We start from the raw sequence: 692 nt of genomic DNA, 5'->3' as shown, positions 1-692 counted from the left end.
GCAATCATCTGTGTGGGCACTCGTACAGATTGAGTTCTAACAGCCGAGCTACTTAGGTAGCGAGGCAAACAAATTAGAGTCTCGATTGAAACTGAGTGACCATATGTTATTAAAAGATTCAGCCTTGAGCTGTTTTGATTTTACTTTTTTTAAAAGTGAAAATAATAACGCACAGTCAATTCGTTTTTGGCAACAAAAACAAAAATTCAGAATTCATTGAGCTGTCGAAAGACATAAAACTTTTTAATTGAAGAGTTTGATCATGGCTCAGATTGAACGCTGGCGGCAGGCCTAACACATGCAAGTCGAGCGGTAACAGAAAGTAGCTTGCTACTTTGCTGACGAGCGGCGGACGGGTGAGTAATGCTTGGGAACATGCCTTGAGGTGGGGGACAACAGTTGGAAACGACTGCTAATACCGCATAATGTCTACGGACCAAAGGGGGCTTCGGCTCTCGCCTTTAGATTGGCCCAAGTGGGATTAGCTAGTTGGTGAGGTAATGGCTCACCAAGGCGACGATCCCTAGCTGGTTTGAGAGGATGATCAGCCACACTGGGACTGAGACACGGCCCAGACTCCTACGGGAGGCAGCAGTGGGGAATATTGCACAATGGGCGCAAGCCTGATGCAGCCATGCCGCGTGTGTGAAGAAGGCCTTCGGGTTGTAAAGCACTTTCAGTCAGGAGGAAAG

The 692-nt window shown here is 47.3% G+C and carries 1 rRNA gene; it reads left to right on the top strand.

Going from position 1 to position 692, the window contains the following annotated elements:
- Positions 1–244: 244 nt before the first annotated feature.
- A 16S ribosomal RNA gene (locus L656_RS0113680) occupies positions 245–692 on the top strand; the annotation flags it as partial.

The sequence above is a fragment of the Pseudoalteromonas sp. TAE56 genome, from assembly GCF_000497955.1.
GTDB lineage: Bacteria > Pseudomonadota > Gammaproteobacteria > Enterobacterales > Alteromonadaceae > Pseudoalteromonas.
This window is presented reverse-complemented; position numbering and strand designations above follow the sequence as displayed.